22 protein-coding genes are annotated in these 18,572 nt (G+C 60.4%); 10 read left to right on the top strand and 12 right to left on the bottom strand.

What is annotated here, in order from left to right; translation table 11 throughout:
* The first annotated feature begins 10 nt into the window (after positions 1-10).
* On the top strand, positions 11-517 hold the full coding sequence (locus A3OQ_RS0115405; RefSeq protein WP_020176306.1) for a DUF4399 domain-containing protein: 507 nt from the start codon (positions 11-13) through the stop codon (positions 515-517).
* Positions 518-562: 45 nt separating this feature from the next.
* On the opposite strand, the gene A3OQ_RS0115400 is transcribed toward A3OQ_RS0115405, so the two are convergent.
* Complete coding sequence (locus A3OQ_RS0115400; protein ID WP_020176305.1) at positions 563-1,303, bottom strand: arginyltransferase; 741 nt, start codon at positions 1,301-1,303, stop codon at positions 563-565.
* Between the two features lie 37 nt (positions 1,304-1,340).
* On the bottom strand, positions 1,341-1,817 hold the full coding sequence (locus A3OQ_RS0115395) for an RDD family protein (RefSeq protein WP_026595872.1): 477 nt from the start codon (positions 1,815-1,817) through the stop codon (positions 1,341-1,343).
* A 196-nt stretch (positions 1,818-2,013) separates the two neighbouring features.
* Between A3OQ_RS0115395 and A3OQ_RS0115390 the strand changes: the two genes are divergently transcribed.
* The 3 genes from A3OQ_RS0115390 to A3OQ_RS0115380 all read left to right on the top strand — a co-directional run bounded on the left by A3OQ_RS0115390 (position 2,014) and on the right by A3OQ_RS0115380 (position 3,935).
* Positions 2,014-2,685: a M15 family metallopeptidase gene (locus A3OQ_RS0115390; RefSeq protein WP_020176303.1), complete on the top strand. Its 672-nt coding sequence runs from the start codon at positions 2,014-2,016 to the stop codon at positions 2,683-2,685.
* Between the two features lie 10 nt (positions 2,686-2,695).
* Positions 2,696-3,433, top strand: coding sequence for an AraC family transcriptional regulator (locus A3OQ_RS0115385; RefSeq protein WP_020176302.1), 738 nt, complete (start codon positions 2,696-2,698; stop codon positions 3,431-3,433).
* Positions 3,434-3,494: 61 nt separating this feature from the next.
* Positions 3,495-3,935, top strand: a complete 441-nt coding sequence (locus A3OQ_RS0115380; protein ID WP_020176301.1) for a DMT family transporter — start codon at positions 3,495-3,497, stop codon at positions 3,933-3,935.
* Between the two features lie 9 nt (positions 3,936-3,944).
* Here the strand turns inward: A3OQ_RS0115380 and A3OQ_RS0115375 are convergent, their stop codons facing one another.
* The 9 genes from A3OQ_RS0115375 to atpD are packed head-to-tail and all read right to left on the bottom strand — an operon-like array spanning position 3,945 to position 10,462.
* Positions 3,945-4,799: a F0F1 ATP synthase subunit gamma gene (locus A3OQ_RS0115375; protein ID WP_020176300.1), complete on the bottom strand. Its 855-nt coding sequence runs from the start codon at positions 4,797-4,799 to the stop codon at positions 3,945-3,947.
* Positions 4,796-6,358, bottom strand: coding sequence for a F0F1 ATP synthase subunit alpha (locus A3OQ_RS0115370; protein ID WP_020176299.1), 1,563 nt, complete (start codon positions 6,356-6,358; stop codon positions 4,796-4,798). The genes A3OQ_RS0115375 and A3OQ_RS0115370 overlap by 4 nt, the downstream gene beginning before the upstream one ends.
* Complete coding sequence (locus A3OQ_RS0115365; protein ID WP_020176298.1) at positions 6,342-7,085, bottom strand: F0F1 ATP synthase subunit B family protein; 744 nt, start codon at positions 7,083-7,085, stop codon at positions 6,342-6,344. The genes A3OQ_RS0115370 and A3OQ_RS0115365 overlap by 17 nt, the downstream gene beginning before the upstream one ends.
* Before the next feature lie 4 nt (positions 7,086-7,089).
* Positions 7,090-7,335 carry a F0F1 ATP synthase subunit C gene (locus A3OQ_RS0115360; RefSeq protein ID WP_020176297.1) on the bottom strand — a complete coding sequence of 82 codons (246 nt, stop codon included), beginning with the start codon at positions 7,333-7,335 and terminating at the stop codon, positions 7,090-7,092.
* Positions 7,332-8,030 (bottom strand): F0F1 ATP synthase subunit A, encoded by a 699-nt coding sequence (locus A3OQ_RS0115355; RefSeq protein WP_020176296.1) that lies wholly within the window; start codon positions 8,028-8,030, stop codon positions 7,332-7,334. The genes A3OQ_RS0115360 and A3OQ_RS0115355 overlap by 4 nt, the downstream gene beginning before the upstream one ends.
* Positions 8,027-8,332, bottom strand: coding sequence for an ATP synthase subunit I (locus tag A3OQ_RS0115350; protein ID WP_020176295.1), 306 nt, complete (start codon positions 8,330-8,332; stop codon positions 8,027-8,029). The genes A3OQ_RS0115355 and A3OQ_RS0115350 overlap by 4 nt, the downstream gene beginning before the upstream one ends.
* Positions 8,329-8,622, bottom strand: a complete 294-nt coding sequence (locus A3OQ_RS0115345; protein ID WP_020176294.1) for an AtpZ/AtpI family protein — start codon at positions 8,620-8,622, stop codon at positions 8,329-8,331. Before A3OQ_RS0115345 ends, A3OQ_RS0115350 begins: the two co-directional genes overlap by 4 nt.
* Positions 8,619-9,041, bottom strand: a complete 423-nt coding sequence (locus A3OQ_RS0115340) for a F0F1 ATP synthase subunit epsilon (RefSeq protein ID WP_020176293.1) — start codon at positions 9,039-9,041, stop codon at positions 8,619-8,621. Before A3OQ_RS0115340 ends, A3OQ_RS0115345 begins: the two co-directional genes overlap by 4 nt.
* The gene (atpD, locus tag A3OQ_RS0115335) at positions 9,038-10,462 is read right to left on the bottom strand and encodes a F0F1 ATP synthase subunit beta (protein ID WP_020176292.1); all 1,425 of its coding nucleotides are present in this window, start codon (positions 10,460-10,462) and stop codon (positions 9,038-9,040) included. The genes A3OQ_RS0115340 and atpD overlap by 4 nt, the downstream gene beginning before the upstream one ends.
* A gap of 376 nt (positions 10,463-10,838) precedes the next feature.
* Here atpD and A3OQ_RS22645 point away from each other — a divergent pair, with 376 nt between their 5' ends.
* The gene (locus A3OQ_RS22645; RefSeq protein WP_020176291.1) at positions 10,839-11,423 is read left to right on the top strand and encodes a GNAT family N-acetyltransferase; all 585 of its coding nucleotides are present in this window, start codon (positions 10,839-10,841) and stop codon (positions 11,421-11,423) included.
* Between the two features lie 78 nt (positions 11,424-11,501).
* On the opposite strand, the gene hemB is transcribed toward A3OQ_RS22645, so the two are convergent.
* Positions 11,502-12,554, bottom strand: coding sequence for a porphobilinogen synthase (gene hemB / locus A3OQ_RS0115325; protein WP_020176290.1), 1,053 nt, complete (start codon positions 12,552-12,554; stop codon positions 11,502-11,504).
* A gap of 217 nt (positions 12,555-12,771) precedes the next feature.
* Here hemB and A3OQ_RS0115320 point away from each other — a divergent pair, with 217 nt between their 5' ends.
* From A3OQ_RS0115320 to glyA, 5 genes are all read left to right on the top strand, one after another.
* Positions 12,772-13,827 carry an enoyl-CoA hydratase/isomerase family protein gene (locus A3OQ_RS0115320; protein WP_020176289.1) on the top strand — a complete coding sequence of 352 codons (1,056 nt, stop codon included), beginning with the start codon at positions 12,772-12,774 and terminating at the stop codon, positions 13,825-13,827.
* A 153-nt stretch (positions 13,828-13,980) separates the two neighbouring features.
* Entirely contained in the window at positions 13,981-14,466 is a 486-nt protein-coding gene (locus A3OQ_RS22640) for a DUF6163 family protein (RefSeq protein ID WP_020176287.1), read from the top strand.
* Positions 14,467-14,711: 245 nt separating this feature from the next.
* On the top strand, positions 14,712-15,224 hold the full coding sequence (gene ldtR / locus A3OQ_RS0115305; RefSeq protein WP_020176286.1) for a transcriptional regulator LdtR: 513 nt from the start codon (positions 14,712-14,714) through the stop codon (positions 15,222-15,224).
* Between the two features lie 400 nt (positions 15,225-15,624).
* Positions 15,625-16,983, top strand: coding sequence for a L,D-transpeptidase family protein (locus A3OQ_RS0115300; protein ID WP_020176285.1), 1,359 nt, complete (start codon positions 15,625-15,627; stop codon positions 16,981-16,983).
* Between the two features lie 230 nt (positions 16,984-17,213).
* Positions 17,214-18,515 carry a serine hydroxymethyltransferase gene (gene glyA, locus A3OQ_RS0115295; RefSeq protein WP_020176284.1) on the top strand — a complete coding sequence of 434 codons (1,302 nt, stop codon included), beginning with the start codon at positions 17,214-17,216 and terminating at the stop codon, positions 18,513-18,515.
* The last annotated feature ends 57 nt before the right edge of the window (positions 18,516-18,572 follow it).

Raw genomic sequence — 18,572 nt, 5'->3', positions numbered from 1 at the left:
GAGCAGGGAAATGCGCGAGAGATGGGTTCAGGCTTTGATGGCAGCCGCTTTATTGGGGCCGGTCCCGGCAGTGGCGCAGACCGCTGCTCCCGCACCGGCGGAGACGCCGGCGCCTCCGCCCACCCCGACGCCCGGGCCGGCCGATGCGAAGGTCTATTTCATCTCCCCCACCAATGGGGCGATCCTCAAAGCGCCTTTCCTGGTCCAATTCGGATTGCGGGGCATGGGCGTGACGCAAGCGGGCAGCACCGCGCCCAATGCCGGCCACCATCATCTTTTCGTCGATGTCGACGAGCCCATCGCTCCGAACGAGGTGATCCCGTCTGACAAGACCCACTTGCATTTCGGCGCTGGGCAGACCGAGACGCGCCTCGACCTACCGCCGGGCCGCCACACGCTCCAGCTCGTTTTGGGCGATGCGAAGCACCGGCCTTTTTCGCCGATCCTGGCGTCGCAAAAAATCACTGTGCTGGTGGTGACGCATCTGCCGAAACACCGGCATCATTTTCACTGGTGATAGAGTAGAGACGCCGGTTCGAGCGGAGTGGGCGCGGTGCCGGATTTAGACGGCCCGTTCCCAGCCGTTCATGACCAGGCGCTCCTGCGGCAGGAAGCGGCCTTTATAGGCCATTTTCTTCGAGCCCTCGACCCAATAGCCGAGATAGACATGTGGCAGGCCGAGACGGCGGGCGCGTTCGATATGATCGAGGATCATATAGGTGCCGAGCGAGCGCGCTTGAATGCCGGGCTCGTAGAAGGAATAGACCATGGAGAGCCCGTCCGACAGAAGGTCGGTCAGACAGACCGCCACCAAGGGGCCTTTGGAGTTGCCGGACATAAACGCATTGGTGGCGCGATATTCGACCAGCCGGCTTTCGACATGGCTGTCCTCGATCATCATGGAATAATCGAGCACGCTCATATCGGCCATACCGCCGCCTGAGTGGCGGGCATCGAGATAGGTGCGAAACAGCGAATATTGCTCGGCAGTCGGCTCGGGGCGCACGACCGTGCCGACGAGATCCTGATTATGTTCGAGAACCCGGCGAAAGCCCTTCGACAGCTTGAATTCGTCGACGAGAACCCGAACCGAAACGCAGGCGCGGCACGTCTCGCAGGCGGGCCTATAGGCGATCGTCTGCGAGCGGCGGAAGCCCGATTGGGTCAATGCGTCATTCAGAGCCACCGCGCGGCGGCCGATCAGATGGGTAAAAACTTTGCGCTCTTCCTGGCCCGGCAAATAAGGGCAGGGCGTCGGCGCGGTCAGGTAGAACTGCGGTGCGTCGCGGGGTTCCCGGGTCAAGCGCGTTTAGCTCCCAAAGCCACGATCCCAGCCAGGATCAATTGGCGCGTCGCGTTACAATGACCCCGGAAAAAATGTCATGCAAGCATCTCTTATCGGCTGTGAAAAGAGAGACGATCAAGATTAAACCGCCGGTAAAGAACCAGCTCAAATAAAACAATACCGCGTGCACTGCAGCATAGAGGAACGGCACGGACGAGCCGTCGGTCAGGCGCATTTCAAGGTCCATAGCCTTCATGCCTGGCGTCGCCATGCGCCAGCCCGACACGGTAAATCCGTTATAAAAAAAGGCGACGAAGGGAAACAGCGGCGGCAGGACAAACAGCGCCACGCCGAACGTCAGGACGATAAGGACAAACCACAAGGCCGCGACCAGCACGGAAACCAGGATCAGATCCAGGCAGACGGCGATGATGCGGCGCGTCCGTACGCCAGCGAGCGCAGCCGGAGGCAAGTGCAACTGCCATTGGAAGGGGGCAGGGGACGTTCTGGAAAAACCGCTCGAATCGCTCATGTCGCCGCTCCGCTAATCTACCGGCGGTTATGATGTGGCACCTCTCTGTTGCATAACAAGATGCGGCCGTGGCGATTTTCCGTACGCGACGCGGCACGATCGGGAAAGATCTTGGTCCTATTTTGGCCTGAGACTCTGTCGATTATGTCTCTAAGCGCGCACCAAAAAGCAATTGATATCCAAAAGGTTGACCAGCATGGATTCTACTCTCGCCGCGGTCTCGTTGATCGGGCTTTGCGTGATCGCCGGTGGTGTCGGGGTCGCTTTCGCAAAGGCTCTTCCGCCGAAAGGCTTCGTGCGGCTCGCCGATATTGCACCGCAAATTCATCAGGACATGCGCTATGCCGGCCCGGACAATTTTATCGGCCGGCCGGTGCCGGGATATGCCGCGCCGCGCTGCTGGCTCCGGACCGAGGCGGCGCAGGCGCTGGCCGCCGCACAAGAGGAGGCCGCGCGGGAAGGGGTGCGGCTCGTGGTCTACGATTGCTATCGGCCGCCCGCCGCGACCAAGGCCTTCATTGCCTGGTCGCAGGACGAAGCCGATCAGAGGATGAAAGAAGCCTATTATCCACGCGTCGAGAAAGCCAAGCTCTTCGATCTTGGTTATATCGCGAAAGCCTCGACCCATACGACGGGATGTGCCGTCGATCTCGCCTTCGAAGGCCTCGATTTCGGCACGCCTTTCGACCTATTCGACGATAAATCGACGACGGCCGATCCGAGCATCAAGGGCGATGCGCGGCACAACCGCGACCGGCTCGTCGCGCTCATGACGAAACATGGATTTGAAAATCTACCGAACGAATGGTGGCACTTCACTTATAAGGGCGTCAGCGATCCGAAGCCGGTCGATTTCGAGGTGGAGTGATGCGGTTGTGATGATCGAACATTCATCGATGCGAGCCGGCACCGCCGCGCCTCACGGCGGAAGCGCCGGATGGATTTACCGCCGGCCGCAGATCGAAGGCATTTCCGAGCTTGGTATTTTCGACGGCAGCCAGGGCCTCGCGCCGCATTTCCATGACGAGCTTCAGATCAGCTTCGTTCTGTCCGGGCAGCGCGCGTTTCGGATGGGCAACGAGATCATCGTTTTGTCGGCCGGGCAATGCGCCTGCATAGAGGCGGGTGTTCCGCATCAATCGCTTGCGGGCTCGCCCGATCTTTCGAGCTTCAATGCCTATCTGCCGCCAGGCGACTATGAGGTTGCCGCGCTGACGGCGGATATCGAAGACCTGTGGAAGACGGCCGGGTGTCTCGACATGCCAGACCTTGCGGAGATCGTCCGGCGGCACCGGCGATGTTTTGACGAAACCGAGAGGGCGAAAGCCATTCCGATCCGCACTGAGGGCCGCGAGTCTGTCGGCGTCTTGGCGAAGCGAATGGGACAGAGCCGCGAAAGTTTCTCGCGCAGATTCACCGAGCGCCATGGCATGCCGCCACATGCCTTCAGGCTGGCAGCGAGGCTCAACCGCGCACGCGATCTGCTGCGGCAGGGCGAGGCGGTCGCCGCCGTCGCCGTCGAGACGGGCTTTGCCGACCAGAGCCATTTTGGCCGTCTGTTTCGCCGCGCCTTTGGTTGTACGCCGGGGCGCTATCGCGCCAATCATCAGATTTAATCACAAACGTTCCAGACGGGCCGGTGCCGTTTTCCTATCAAGCGAATAGGAGAACAGAGGCATGAATTTAGGATCCTATCTGGTCGTCGTCGGCGCGGGCATAAGCCTCGTCATGCAACAGGTGCTGAACGCCAACCTGCGCGGTCAAATCGGCTCGCCCTGGTGGGCGGGCGCCATCAACTATCTCTGCGGCGCGCTTGTGATGCTGACCATGACGGCGGCCTTCGGCGAGCCATGGTTGACGAAAGACGTTGTCGCGCGCGTCCCCTGGTATTCTTGGCTGGGCGGTTTATTCGGCGCGATCTTCATCGGCAGCGCGATCTTCATGGTGCCGCGCTTAGGCGCCGCGACGGTCGTCGCGCTCTTCGTCGTCGGCCAAATGTTCGGATCGCTGGCCTTCGATCATTTCGGCTTTCTGGGCGTCCCGCAACATGACGCAAACCCGGTCAGGCTCGCCGGTGCGGCGTGCCTGATCCTCGGGGTCGTGCTGATTAGATATTGAGCGGGGGTGTCACCTAAATTCCGAATGGCTCGCTGTCTCGCCAGCGGCAAGTTCGATGATTTCCTCGGTGATTTCTTCTTGCCGCACGAGCCGCTGCGCTCCCAGCAAAGAGGACAATTGGCGCTCGACCTGATTGTGTGCCGCGGCCATCGCTTCCATGCGCGCTTCATTCTCCGCTGCGAAAGCGTGGAGCGCCGCGTTGCAAAGCTGCGCGTGCATATATTCTGCGGTAAGTTGGCTCAGCAGCGTCAATGGTGCCAGGTTTAGAAGAGGCGCATCGGTATTCGCCGGCTGTGGAAAGGCTTGCATGTCGAAGGGAAACAAACGGCGACGTTCCACATGGTTGCCGTGCCCCGGCTGCCATTGACTGAAGACGGCATCGAGCTGGTCGATCTCTCCCGCGGCGATGCGGGCGTAAAGCGCTTCACCAATCCTGTCTGCGAGCTTCGGTATGCCTTGCGAATGCGACGGCATCGCGTTCTTCCAACAAACAGCGACGTTTCGCTGGGCCGCGACAGCGGCGCCTCTTGTGCCAATCAAGAACACTTCGGACGTGGCAAGGTCAGCGCCCGCAGCATCGAACACGCGTTCGCTGAAGGCACCGGCAAATCCTTGCTCGGCGCAAAATAGCACGAGCGCGGGCTGACTTGCTTTAGCGATGCCGTCAGCGCGCGCGGCAGGTGCCAAGACAAGGGCTCGCCCGACGGCAACCGCTATGGTTGCCGCATAACTGTCGATTGCGGCGAGCTGGCCGCGCGCCTGCTGCGCGCGCGCCGCGGCGATGCCACGCATCGCATTGACCACTTCGCCAAGCTGACGGATGCCATCGATGCGCGCGTTGATATCCGTGAGACGTTCGGTCATGGCTGCCCAATCGTTTCTGGATGCGTCGTGGGCGGCAGGCTTGACGTGACGGTCTGAACATAATGCTGGAGCGCCTCGCACAATGTCTGCTTCCGCGCGCCGTCGAGCGTGCCGGTTTCCTGGATCAGGCGAACCGCATCCGCTGCGCCGTGATCGAGCGCATCACTCAGGCCTGCCCGAAATCCGATGATGGCTGCTAAAGGAAGTTGGTCGAGCAGACCCGATTGGACCGCAAGAACAAGTGCGACTTCATCGGCGAGGCGTAGCGGAGCGTGCTGCGGTTGATTGAGGATTGCGCGGATCCGCGCACCTCGTGTCAGTTCTTGGCGGACCCGCGTGTCGGGCATGCCCCCGAACCTTGTAAACATCTCCAGTTCGAGGAATTGCGCATAGTCGAGACGCAGCGTCTCTGCCGCCTCCCGGAGTGCATGAGCCTGGGTCTTGCCGCCGACCCGGCTCACGCTGGTTCCGACGTCCACGGAAGGCTTCTGCCCCTCGTGAAAGAGCTTGCTATTGAGCACGATCTGGCCGTCGGTGATCGAGATCAGGTTGGTCGGGATATAGGCACTGAGATTGCCGGCATCGGTCTCGGCGATCGGCAGCGCGGTCAAGGAGCCGCCACCCTTTTCTTTGGAAAGTTTCGCGGCCCGTTCCAAAAGCCGCGCATGCACGTAGAACACATCACCCGGATAGGCTTCACGGCCGGGCGATTGTCGCGTGAGGAGTGCGATCTCACGATGGGTCGCGGCATGTTTTGTCAGGTCGTCGATCACGATGAGAGCATGCTGACCGCGATCGCGGAAATATTCGGCCATGGTGAAGCCGGCGAAAGGCGCGATCCATTGCAAGCCGGGCGAACTCGCGGCCGCTGCTACGACGATAATCCAGCGCCCGGCCGCGCCGCCGGCTTGGATTGCATCGATGGCGCGGCGAACGCTCGAACTCTTTTGGCCAACCGCGACATAGACGCAGATGATGTCGCTCGTCTTCTGATTGATGATCGTATCCACGGCGATCGTCGTCTTGCCGATGGCGCGGTCGCCAATAATGAGTTCGCGCTGGCCGCGGCCGAGCGCGAAGAGTGTATCAATCGCGACAAGCCCGGTTTGAACCGGCTGAGTGACGAGGTCGCGGTCGATGATGGCCGGCGCTGGGCGCTCGATCGGTTCCAACGTATCCGCGGCGATCGGCCCCTTGTCGTCGAGTGGGCGGCCGAGCGGATCGACGATACGGCCAAGCAGGGCCGGGCCGACTGGCACGCGCACCACGTCACCGGTCCCGCGCACCGAGTCGCCCGCCTCGATGACATCCACATCGTCCAGCAGGACACAGCCGATCCGATTACGTTCAAGCACCTGAGCGAAGCCGAACTGACCCTTGTCAAAAAGCAGGAGTTCGTCGAGCCGGACTTCGGGGAGCCCGGAAATCAGCGCTATCCCGTCGCCTACTTCTTCGACCCTGCCGATTTGTTCGACCTGCGCGCCGAGCGCGGCGGCGTCGAGCTTGGCCTTTGCATGCTCAAGCCAGGCGTCCTTCTTTGTGTCAGGACCGCTTGTCATGCATGAGCTCCGCCAGGATTTTAGTGAGATCGGAGCGCCAGCTATTGCTGACGACAAGATGGGGACCGTGCAGCTCCAAGCCGGCGATAAGCGTCGGATCGACCTTGAAGACTATCTCTGGATGCGCGCCAAATGCCTTGCCGATCAGCTCCCGGTAGCGTGCCTGATTGGCGGGCTCGATGGGCGTCGCGCAGATCGCTTCGAGTTCGACACCATTTCCCACCATGGTCTGTCGCACCGGTTCAGGTAGCGCCTGAATCTCCTTGAGAAGCCAATCCAGGAAAGCGGCCTGAACGGCCGGCCCGTCCAGGCGGGCCGCAAGGCGCTCTGCGATTTCGACAGCCAGACGGCTCGCCCGCTCGGCCCAGGCCTTTTCGGCCGCGTCCTTTTCTTTCTCGATGGCAGCCTTTGCAGCAGCTTCCAGGGAGGCAGCCTCCTTGGCGGCTTGATCAAGGCGCTCGGTCCGGGTCTGCTCGGCAGCCTGATGCGCGGCGGCCAGGATTGCTTCGCGCTCCTGCACGAAGCCAGCGCGCGTTTGCTCGATCCCGGCAAGCGCGGCGGCAGCTTGACTACGCTTTGACTCGGCCTCGGTCAAAATCTGCTGCGCCTCGGTACGACGCTGCTCGATCATGGCAGCAACCGGACGCCAGAAGAAGCGCCCGAGCAGCCACATCAGAATGATGACGTTGATGGTCTGGATACCAAGTGTCCACCAATCGATCGTCATGGCGTCATTTCAACAGCGGGTTGGCGAACAGCAGAAGCAGCGCGATCACGAGGCAATAGATTGCCATGGTCTCGATCATCGCAAGACCGACGAATAATGTGCGCGAGATAGTGTTGGCCGCCTCGGGTTGGCGTGCGATGGCGTCCATGGCGGCAGCCACCGCGCGCCCTTCGGCGAGCGCCGGGCCGATCGCCCCGAACGAGACCGCCACAGCGGCCGAGATGATGCTGACGAAGGCTAGCCAGTTCATAAAGGAGTCCCTTGGCTGGATGTGTCTGGTTTGGATTGTGTTTCGCTGATCGCCCCGGCAATGAAGACCATCGCCAGGATCGCGAAAATATAGGCCTGCACCGCCCCGGTCAGGAGATCGAGCGCCATCAGCGGGATTGGCACCAGAAGGCCCGCGAGCGACAAAACGATGCCAATCACGAAGACCCCGCTCATCACATTCCCGAACAGGCGTACAAGCAATGAGAACGTGCGTGTGAGGCTCTCGATGAAGTTGAGTGGAATCATGATCGGATTGGGCGAAGCGAAAGTCGCGAGATAACCGCCGATTCCGCCGGCCCGGATGCCGAACCAGATCACCGCCACAAATACGAGGAGCGCGAGTGCGGCATCGGTTTCAAGATGCGCTGTCGGCGGTTCGACACCCGGTATGAGTGTGGACCAATTGGCAACAAAGATGAAGACGAACAAAGTCCCGATAAAGGCGCGGTAGGGCGCAGGCTCCAGCTGCATCGTCGCGCGGATCTGACTGTCCAGCACATCGACGATCAGCTCGAAAGCCGCCTGCACCTTTGACGGCACGAGCGACAGCCTGCGGGTGACAATGATGCTGCCGATGACCAGCACCGCCATGATCGCCCAGGTCGTCACGACGCCGGCGGAGATCGGAACAGGGCCCAGATGAAAGAGTGTGACGCTGCTGAGTGGTGACCTCATGATGCGGTGTCCATCGCTCTGCGCATGACGAGCCAGCGGCCGAGGAGCACGCCGAGTGCCGTAATGAGCAGCGGCAGGGCACCTTCCAGACTCGCCGCTATCAGCAGCACGCCCAAAAGAGCGAAGCGGCCAATCATCAGACCGATCGCCGTCGTCACGCGACCGCCCAAAGCAAACAACCGGGCGTTCCACATTAAAGCCCGAAAATAGACAAGGCCCAGTCCGACTCCGGCGCCGAAATGCGCCGCGAGGCCGAGGGCCCATGCCCACGCAGGAAGGCCATTGAAAGCGAGGAGGCTCATGCGCTCTGCATCCATTTCCAAGCGGACCAGCATCCGAGCGCGACCCCGAGCATCAAGAGCGGCGCCGTGTAGAAGAGTCCGGAGTTGAACATTTGGTCGAGCCAACGGCCGACGAAGACGCCGATCAACATAGGCACGACGATGATCCAGCCCAGCACGCCGATCTGGGCCAGACGCCGGGCGACCGAAGGGTCGCCTTCACGCAGCCAACGCTTGTGGCGCTCATCACGCAGTTGAACGTTTTCCAGTAGGGGGTCTTTCTCATCTGGCTCGGGCTCCGGCATGGTCATGCGAAAATCCCGCTGCCTTGGCGCCCGTCCGACTGTAGATGGCGCATAATCTGACGAATGGCGGCGAGTTGCAGTCGGGTACTCTCGACGCGTTCCGTCCGCTCCGTCTCGATATCGGCGCGGAAGCGGGCAAGAACTGTGTCTTCGAGTGTCGCGAGGTCGTCACCTATGACCGCCTCGCGGGTTGCAACGGCGATGTCCTGGCCGCCAGTCACGGAGAGGACGCCACGGCGCACGGCGCAATAGCGGCTGGTTCCCTCCGTGCACTTCCAGCTCACGACGGAGATCGCGAGGCTCGTGAGGAAATCCGCATGCCGCGGCAGGATCCCGAAGCTGCCGCTGCTGTCTTCCGCACGCAATGCCACCACGCCATCGACGTCGACGACGACCGCCAGCGGCGTGATGATGCGCAGTTTCATGCCTTGCCTCCGGTCTTTGCGGCATTGGCCTCTTTTTGTCGCGCCTCCTCCAGGGTTCCGATCATGTAGAGGGAACTCTCGGCCCAGTCGTCGGTCTCGCCATCGAGAATGGCGCGGCAGCCAGCGAGTGTATCGGTGCGGCTGACGCTGCGGCCAGGCATCCCGGTGAAAGCTTCCGTCACTGTAAAAGGTTGGCTCAGGAAACGCTGCAGCCGGCGGGCTCTTTTGACGATGAGGCGGTCGGTCGCGCCAAGCTCCTCGACACCGAGTAGGGCGATAATGTCCTGGAGGTCCTTGAAGCGGGCAAGCGCTTCGCGGGCGCGTTCCGCAAGGCCATAATGCTCCTCTCCGACGACGAGGGGATCGAGCAAAACGGAGGATGAGGCGAGGGGATCGACCGCCGGGTAAAAGCCCTCTGCCGCGAGCCGGCGGGACAACATGATGATGCTGTCTATATGGCTGGAGATCGCGGTCACCGCCGGATCGGTGAAATCGTCCGCTGGGACATAGACGGCCTGGATCGCGGTCACCGACGCGCCAGCCACAGATGCGATGCGTTCTTCCAACGAGGCTACTTCGGTCGCGAGCGTCGACTGATAGCCGACGCGCGACGGCAAACGTCCGAGCAGACTCGACAATTCGCTGCCGGCCTGGACGAAGCGGAAAATATTGTCCATCAGAAGCAGCACGTTCTGATGTTTCTGGTCGCGAAAATATTCGGCGATCGTGAGCGCTGTCAGCGGCACCCGCCAACGCGCGCCTGGCGGTTCGTTCATCTGCCCATAAACAAGCACCGTATGCGCAAGCACGCCTGAACCCTGCATATCGGTCAAGAGCTCGTGGCCTTCGCGAGAGCGCTCTCCGACACCGGCAAAGACGGAGATTCCTTTGTATTTTTCGGCCATGGCGTGGATCAGTTCCATGACGAGGACGGTCTTGCCGACGCCAGCGCCGCCGAACATGGCAGCCTTTCCGCCCTGGGCGAGCGGTGCAAGAAGATCAATCACCTTGATACCGGTCTCGAACACTGCGGTGGCCGAAGTCTCTTCATCCAGGGCCGGCGGTGGATTGTGGATGCCGCATCGCTGAATATCGGATGGCAGAGCAGGACCACGGTCACGCATCGTCCCGACGACATCGAGGAGGCGCCCCAAGACCGCATCTCCAACCGGAACCGCGATCGGCGCTCCAGTCGCCCGAACCTTCGTGTTGCGGGCAAGCCCCGCCGTTGTTTGCATGGCGATGCCGCGGACGGTCTCGGGATCAACATGGCTGTGCACTTCAAGAATCAGCGCTTCCGGCCGATCCCATTCTACGACCAAGGCCGTATTGATCGGCGGCAGCACGGCACTGTCGAAGACGACGTCGACGACGGCACCTCGAACCGCAACGACTGTGCCCACTGAAGCGATTGGATCCATCGATTTTCCAAATCATGTTCCCAAGGATTGAATCCGACCTTTGTGAAGCAGATCATACCTTGAAACGGAAAAAACTTATTCGCGATCGACCCTAGCACGCGACTGTCCTGGCCAACATTTACAAAGCTCCCAAGGGGGATACATTGATGCACCTCAATCTTTGCTGACGCCGGCTCGCTTGAGGGTTCGGCATGGCCATTTACCCACCTTAAGTCTATCCGTCGGCTTACGTACACGCGCCCATCACGATAATTTGGGCACGCGGGTGGTCCGAGTGCCGGGAAAAATCAGCGGGATCGCGTGCATAAACGACGACCACCGAGGGCCAGATGGCGCCGCGCAACTCCCGCTCCGCCGAAAAGCTACGGTCCGGAAGTTGCTTTCCTTTGTCGCAAAGTTGGAGAAATGCTTGTCTATTCCGAAATTTTTTAGCGAAGTCGTTATTCGCGATTTAGACGAAGACGATATCCCTGCGATCACCGCTATCTATAGGCATGCAGTCTTAAACAGCACCGGCACTTTCGAAACCGAGCCGCCAGGCGAAGCCGAAATGAAGATCCGCTGGCGGGTGATGGCTGCGTCGAATTATCCATTCATCGTAGCGGAGCGTAAAGACGAGCGCAGGGTGATGGGATTTGCTTATGCGAACGCCTATCGCGCGCGGGCGGCCTACGCGAAAACCGTCGAAGACTGGGTTTATGTGCGTGACGGGTTTCAAGGGCTCGGCATTGGGGAGATGCTGCTTTCAAACCTCATCTATGAGTCAGCCCTACGCGGTTTCCGTCAAATGATCGCGGTCATCGGCGATGCGGAAAATATCAGCGCGATCCGCATGCATGAGAAATTGGGTTTTACCAAAGCGGGGGTCTTGCGTCAGGTCGGCCGGAAAAATGACCGCTGGCTCGATACCGTCTTGATGCAGTTCGAACTGCCCCAGGAGACCGACGAAACGGAAGAATGAGCGGGCGATTTGCGACGGAAATGATGGCCCTTTGATTACGGCAAAAGCCAAGATTTGGCTCGCCGGCCCATGCCAAACTCACCGCCGTTCACGCAGCTTCCGTGCGACGCGCGGCGCGAAATAGGTGAGCACGCCGTCGGCGCCGGCGCGCTTGAAGGCGATCAGGCTTTCCATCATCGCGCGGTCGCCGTCGATCCATCCGTTCAAGGCCGCCGCCATGATCATCGCATATTCGCCCGAGACTTGATAAGCGAAGGTCGGTATCGAAAAATTATCCTTCACCCGGCGGATGATATCGAGATAGGGCAGACCGGGTTTGACCATCACCATATCGGCGCCTTCCTCGATGTCGGCCGCGACCTCGCGCAGCGCCTCGTCGGAATTGGCGGGATCCATCTGATAGGTGCGCTTGTCGCCTATGAGCGTCGCGCTGGTGCCGATGGCATCGCGGAACGGCCCGTAGAAGGCCGAGGCATATTTCGCCGCATAGGCCATGATCTGCACCATCTCGAAACCTTCGGCATCGAGGCCCGCCCGGATCGCGCCGACGCGTCCGTCCATCATGTCGGAGGGTGCGATGATATCGGAGCCCGCACGCGCCTGGTTCAGTGCCTGCTGAACCAGGATTTCGACCGTTTCGTCGTTCAAGATGTCTTCGCCGCGCATCACGCCGTCATGGCCGTGGCTCGTATAAGGATCGAGCGCGATATCGGTGATGAGGCCTAAGTCCGGAATTTCCTTCTTGATCGCGGCGCAGGCGCGGCAGACGAGATTTTGCGGATTGAGCGCTTCGCTGCCGCGCGGATCGCGCATGGCTGGATCGGTGTGCGGGAAAAGCGCGATCGCCGGAATGCCGAGTTCGACCGCTTCGCCCGCGGCGCGGACCGCCTCGTCGACGGAGAGCCGCTCGACCAGCGGCATGGACGAGATGGGCTCGCGCTTGTTCGTGCCCTCGATGATGAAGATCGGCCAGATCAGGTCGCCGGTCGTCAACACGTTTTCGCGCACGAGCTTGCGCGTCCATTCCGCCTTGCGGTTGCGGCGCATGCGATGCGTCAAGTCGAGCGCTTCGCCTGCTTTCGTTTCAACGACTGGTGTCAGCTCCGCCTTCGGGCGCAAGGGTGTGGCCATGGGAATTCTCCGGATGGTTGACGGTAGCCTAGCACGCAGACGTCAGAAAAATGAAATATATTGTGAGGTTAACTGGCGGGTCCGTCTAGAGCCGCCATTTGGCCGCGTTGACGGAGGGGGCCCCTCGGTCTAAGCCCTGCCGCGTTGGTTTGGCACCGAAAAGCCGGTTTTCCGCGATCGGTCTCTGCCGGACAAATCCGAAAAGTTTCAAGGCGCGATGACCGATTCAGAGATTATCAGCGAAAAGCAGGGCGCTGCCGGCGTCCTTACGCTCAATCGCCCGCAGGCCCTGAACGCGATCAACAATGGCATGACCCGCGCCATAGCCGCGGTGCTCGATGCCTGGGAAAAAGATTCCGACGTCAAAACGGTCGTGCTGCGCGCCGCGGGCGACAAGGCCTTTTGCGCCGGCGGCGACATCAAGCGGCTCTACGAGCACGGTAAGGCGGGCGCGCACGACCTGCAGATGACCTTCTACCGCGAGGAATATACGCTCAACCGGCGGATGAAGCTTTATCCGAAGCCGATCGTCGCGCTCGTCGACGGCATCGTGATGGGCGGCGGCGCCGGTCTTGCGATGCATTGCTCGCACCGCGTCGCGGGCGACACCTATACGTTCGCCATGCCTGAGACCGCGATCGGTCTGTTTCCGGACGTCAGCGCGACCTATTTTCTGTCGCGCCTGCCGGGCAATGCCGGGACTTACCTCGCGCTTACGGCTAGCCGGGCGAACACGGCCGATGCGGTCGCGATAGGCCTCGTCAATGCGCATGTGCCGTCTTCGAAATTCTCCGAGCTTACGCAAAGGCTCGTCGCGGGCGAAGCGCCGGAGGCGGCCATTGCGGCGCTGAAGGCCGAACCCGCATCTACATCGAAGATGATGGAATATGCCAATTTCATCAAACTCTGCTTCGCACCTTCGACCGTCGACGCGATCCTCGGCGAGATCGATGAAGCGGGTTATGCCGGGATGGATTTCGCCACTGAGACCTATGATGCGATTGCCAAGAATTCGCCGACCTGTCTGGCGATCGCTTTGCGGCAGATGCAGATCGGCCCGAAACTCGAACTCGACGAGGCCATCAAGCTCGAATATCGCATGATGAGCCGGATGATGAAAAACGCCGATTTTTACGAGGGCGTCCGGGCCGTGCTTGTCGACAAGGACCGGCAGCCGAAATGGAGCCCGTCGGAGATCGACGCCGTCAAACTGGCCGATATCGAGCCCTTCTTCGCGCCGCTTCCAGACGGCGACCTGGACTTTGGCGCGTGATCGCCGCAGATTGCGCGATATGACGCCTCAAACCCGTGTTTCGGTCTGCCGCTCGACCCGAGGAATGCGCAACCTCGCGGGTTTTCACATCTCTGGCTTTTTTCCGCACATGATCGCCTCCGAAAAGTCCGCACCTTTTCGGGATCATGCGCGATGAACATTCCGCACTCGTTCAGCCGCGCCGAGGGCGCCGAGGAATTCGGCGCCGCGATCAGGCTTGGCGAAAAGGCGCGGGCCGAGCGCGAGGCCATGCGATGGGGACTTGTGCTCGTCGTTTTCATGCGCCTCCTGGCCGGGCTCTGGATGGCCGAGGGGCTGATCCATTGGATCGATGTCTTGATGTCGTCGAAGCCGCTGTTCGATTCCATGCGGCCAGCCGTGGCTTCGGCGGTGATTTACTTCGGCGTACTCGATCTCGTCGCCGCTGTCGGCCTGTGGCTGGCGACGCCATGGGGCGGCGTGCTGTGGCTTCTCGCGGCGGTGTCGCAGATCTTCGTCGCGGTTGCACTCCCGCATTTCTTCGCGGCGGAAAAGCTCGTTATTCTGTCAAATTTCATTCTAATTTTGATCTATTTCGTTTTGACATGGAAGGCAGGACATTCTAGCGGACAGTTTAGGCGCGCCCCATCTCGCAAGTAGGGAGCCTTCTGGTTGTTATTTGTCTAGATCGTTCAAGGCGGAATGATTAAAATTGGATATACTAGAGTTTAAGCAGATTTTCATCGTAAAGATTCGTTTGAATTCACCGCTGATTCACTTCAAATAATAAACCTATGATTCAGGCTGTTACTTAAACTCGTCTTCATTGGCTCGACCGTATAGCTGATCTCATCGAAGGGCCGGCCTAAATGACGCCGGTCGACGCAAGAGTGAGGGTTGGGTCCATGAATAATGCACTCAAGACGGATGTCTCGCAGGTTCGCGCCGAGCGCATCAGTGAGGTTCGTCCTGTCTATCTTGAAGCCTTGACTTTGGTCGAGCGTCTGCATCGCCGGCTGCTCGATGTCATCAAGGATGAATTTGACCGGCGCGGCCGCAGCGATGTCAATTCGGTGCAGGCTTTGCTGCTTTACAATATCGGCGACAAGGAACTGACAGCTGGAGAGCTCCGCACGCGCGGCTATTATCTCGGCTCGAACGTCTCCTACAACGTCAAGAAGCTCGTGGAGATGGGGTACCTCCATCACTCCCGTTCGCGGCTTGACCGGCGCTCGGTTCGCATCAGCCTGACCGACAAGGGCAGGGAGGTGCATAAGATCGTGGCAATGCTTTACGACAAGCATGCAACCACGGTCGAGCAGATCGGCGGCATTTCGCCCGAGGAATTCGCCAAGCTCAATCAGTCGCTGGTTCGGCTCGAACGCTTCTGGACCGATCAGATCCGCTACCGGCTCTGATGATATCTGGACGATTGTTTTCGAATCGATTTCGGTCAATTGATTGCAAGCGGGAAGACGGAACGGGGCGCCCGTCTTCAGTGGATATATCCGGCGACGCGTTTGCCGGATTGGACCTATCGGCAAAACTTGTGTGATTTGAGTCACATGACCGCGGTTCTTCCACCAGAATGGGAAACCTGCCGCCGGTGCCACAAATTCGCCGCGCTATTTCCCCCTTGTTAACTCCATCGATGCTTATTCAGGACTGGCCGTTCTCTTAGCGAGGCGTTAAGAGGGCGCTATGCTTCCGTGACATCGCAAGGACCGCCCGAGATTTTCCGCGGCCCGGTCAGGATTTGGAGCTTCCAAGGTGGCGAAACCTTCATTTTCTTCCCTCAAGAGCACAAGCAGCCTGGCAGTGGCCGGGTTTTCCGCGGCTCTCGGGGTTTTCGGTTTTGTAACCACGGCCGCGGCACAGCATTTCGATGCGCAGGCCGAATGGGCGCAGCGCTACGATGCGGACGAGCATCTGGCCGTCACAAGGTCGACGACACCGGTACTTTCGCCCCAGACTTTGGCGGCGACCGAGCAGGCCATCGAACATTATCGCGAGATCGTGTCTCGCGGCGGGTGGGGGACGGTGCCGGCAGGCCACACCCTCAAACTCGGCGTCAGCGGTCCGGCCGTCGTCGCGCTCAGGAAGCGCTTGATCGCCTCGGGCGATCTCGATTCCGCCTCGGGCGGCTCGCCGATCTTCGACTCCTACGTCGATGCCGGCGTCAAGCATTTCCAGGCCCGGCACGGGATAGGTGAAACAGGCGTCGTCTCGCAGGAGACTTTCACGGCCCTGAATGTCTCCGCCGACGTGCGGCTGCAGCAGCTTGAGATCAATATCGTGCGGCTGCGCTCTTATTCGGGCAATCTCGGCGGCCGTTTCGTCATGGCCAATATTCCGGCAGCGGCGGTCGAAACCGTCGAAAACGGTGTCGTGGCGACGCATCACATCGCCGGCGTCGGCAAGATCGACCGCCAATCGCCGGTCATGATGACCAAGGCGATCGACATTAATTTCAATCCCTATTGGACGGTGCCGGTCTCGATCATCCGCAAGGATCTGATTCCCAAGATGCAGGCCGATCCGAACTATCTCTCCGAGAACCGGATCCATATCTACAATAGAGACGGCCAGGAAGTGCAGCCGCAGCAGATCAATTGGAACTCGCTGGAAGCCGTGAATTACAAGTTCCGGGAAGATCCGGGCGACAATAATTCGCTCGGCGTCGTGCGCATCAATATCAACAACCCTTACGGGGTTTACATGCACGACACGGCGACCAAGGGCGTCTTCGGCGACGATTTCCGCTTCATTTCGTCGGGCTGTATCCGCGTGCAGAACGTCCGTGACTATGTCGCATGGCTCCTCAAGGACAATCCCGGCTGGGATCGCGATCATATCGACGAGGTCATCCGCTCCGGCGAACGCGTTGACGTGAAGCTCGCGACGCCAGTACCGGTCTATTGGGTCTATATTACCGCTTGGGCGACGCCCGATGGAACCATTCAGTTCCGCGACGACATCTATCAGCGCGATGGATTTGGCGGCAATGTTGCCCAGGCGATCGTTCCGCCGACGCAACAAGCGGTCGTCAATAATGAGCAGCCGAGCCCGGCCTATGGCGGCAGCCAAGGCTATTATGGCGGCGAACAGGGTTCTGGGCGCGGTCAGGGCTATGGCGGCCAGCAGCAGACGCTGCCGCCGATGAGCGACGAGCAGTAATCCCGGCGAGCGGCAGAGGGCCGCTCTTCCCCCTTGGCTTTCGCGCCTGCCGCTCTTGAAAGGGCCGGCAGGCGTTTTCGTCGCAGCTTCGATACCATATTGTGCCTTCAAAGCCGTCTTTGCGTCCCGAAACAGGCGTGCTAAGGGCAAAGACCAACGTTTTTTCGCATGGATTCGAGCCAGAGGGCCGCTTTCTGGCATCCCACGTTCGTTCCGAGGAGTTACCGTCTATGAGCCAATCCGCCGCCGATCCCAGGCACGCATCGAATTCTTTCTTCGCTGCAAGTCTCGCCGAAGCGGATCCGGAAGTCGCTGCCGCGATCGCGCAAGAGCTTGGCCGTCAGCGCGACGAGATCGAGCTGATCGCCTCCGAAAACATCGTCTCCAAGGCGGTGCTCGAAGCGCAGGGCTCGGTCCTGACGAATAAATATGCCGAGGGCTATCCGGGCCGACGCTATTACGGCGGCTGCCAATTCGTCGATATCGCCGAAAATCTGGCCATCGAGCGCGTGAAGCGCCTCTTCGACTGCGGTTTCGCCAATGTGCAGCCGAATTCCGGCAGCCAGGCCAATCAGGCGGTGTTTTTGGCGCTGCTTCAGCCGGGCGATACGTTCCTTGGCCTGGATCTCGCGGCCGGCGGCCATCTGACTCACGGCTCGCCGGTGAACATGTCCGGCAAATGGTTCAAGCCCGTCTCCTATGGCGTGCGCCAGGACGATCATCTGATCGATATGGAGAAGCTCGCGGAGCTCGCTCTGGAACATAAGCCGAAGATGATCATCGCCGGTGGTTCGGCCTATCCGCGCTTTTGGGATTTCGCCAAGTTCCGCGAAATCGCCGACTCGGTCGGTGCGATTTTCATGGTCGATATGGCGCATTTCGCAGGCCTCGTGGCGGGCGGCGTGCATCCTTCACCGTTCCCGCATGCGCATGTCGTCACCTCCACCACGCATAAGACCTTGCGCGGCCCGCGCGGCGGTCTCGTGCTGACGAATGATCAGGATATCGCAAAGAAGATCAATTCGGCGGTGTTCCCCGGCCTGCAGGGTGGTCCGCTCATGCATGTCATCGCCGGCAAGGCGGTCGCTTTCGGTGAGGCCCTGCAACCGAGCTTCAAGATCTATGCGCGGCAAGTGGTCGAGAATGCCAAGGCGCTGGCGAGCTCGATCCTCGAGGGCGGCTTCGACCTTGCGTCGAAGGGCACGGATAATCATCTGATGCTTGTCGATCTGCGGCCGAAGAACCTCACCGGCAAGGCGGCGGAAGCGGCCTTGGGCCGGGCGCATATCACCTGCAACAAGAACGGCGTCCCCTTCGATACCGCAAGCCCGATGGTGACGTCGGGCATCAGGCTCGGTGCTCCGGCTGCGACCTCGCGCGGCTTCGGCATCGCCGAATTCAAGAAAGTTGGCGAGTTGATCGTCGAATTGCTCGACGGGCTGGCCAAGAACGGCGACGAGAAAAATGGCGCGGTCGAAGCCAAGGTGAAGGCGGACGTCGCGGGCCTGACGCAGCGTTTCCCGATCTACTAGGCCGGCGTGAGGGCTCGCCCGCATGCTGCTCTCATGACGAATTGAGATTGGATTTTC

Source organism: Methyloferula stellata AR4 (assembly GCF_000385335.1).
GTDB classification, from domain to species: domain Bacteria; phylum Pseudomonadota; class Alphaproteobacteria; order Rhizobiales; family Beijerinckiaceae; genus Methyloferula; species Methyloferula stellata.
This window is presented reverse-complemented; position numbering and strand designations above follow the sequence as displayed.